General features: G+C 50.6%; 1 protein-coding gene. It reads right to left on the bottom strand.

Annotated elements, in window-relative coordinates; translation table 11 throughout:
- A partial coding sequence (locus CK503_RS15905) for a CARDB domain-containing protein (protein ID WP_217988437.1) occupies positions 1–897 on the bottom strand: 897 nt, incomplete at both ends.

The raw sequence follows: 897 nt of genomic DNA, 5'->3' as shown, positions 1-897 counted from the left end.
TCCCAGCTCAAAGTCAGTGACTGGCTGGTCCCGGCATTTAAGCCACTTATAGACCTTGAGTCAATTGTTGCCCCACTATTTTGATTCACAAGCGAAACGGCTATGTCTTGGTTAACATCTTGGTTGCCCAGGTTTTCTATTGTTGTCGAGACCTCTACCTGGTCGCCTTGGGTAGCTTCCGAGGGGGCCGTCATCGAGCTTACTGCAATGTCGGTGACGGGCGTTTCGTTGATGGTCACACTGGTCGTTTGGGAGTCGTTGGCAGCATTATCATCAGCAAAATTGTGACTTACTTTCAAGGTATAGCTGCCCGGGGTAACCCCTCCGGTATCCCAGCTCAAAGTCAGTGACTGGCTGGTCCCGGCATTTAAGCCACTTATAGACCTTGAGTCAATTGTTGCCCCACTATTTTGATTCACAAGCGAAACGGTTATGTCTTGGTTAACATCTTGGTTGCCCAGGTTTTCTATTGTTGTCGAGACCTCTACCTGGTCGCCTTGGGTAGCTTCCGAGGGGGCCGCCATCGAGCTTACTGCAATGTCGGTGACGGGCGTTTCGTTGATGGTCACACTGGTCGTACGACTATTATTGCCCACATTATCGTCAGCAAAATTGTGGCTTACTTTCAAGGTATAGCTGCCCGGGGTAACCCCTCCGGTATCCCAGCTCAAAGTCAGTGACTGGCTGGTCCCGGCATTTAAGCCACTTATAGACCTTGAGTCAATTGTTGCCCCACTATTTTGATTCACAAGCGAAACGGCTATGTCTTGGTTAACATCTTGGTTGCCCAGGTTTTCTATTGTTGTCGAGACCTCTACCTGGTCGCCTTGGGTAGCTTCCGAGGGGGCCGTCATCGAGCTTACTGCAATGTCGGTGACGGGCGTTTCGTTGATGGTC

It is taken from the genome of Fodinibius salipaludis, assembly GCF_002287075.1.
GTDB classification, from domain to species: Bacteria; Bacteroidota; Rhodothermia; order Balneolales; family Balneolaceae; genus Fodinibius; species Fodinibius salipaludis.
Note: the sequence above shows the minus strand (reverse complement) of the source record. Positions and strands in the feature narration are given on the sequence as shown.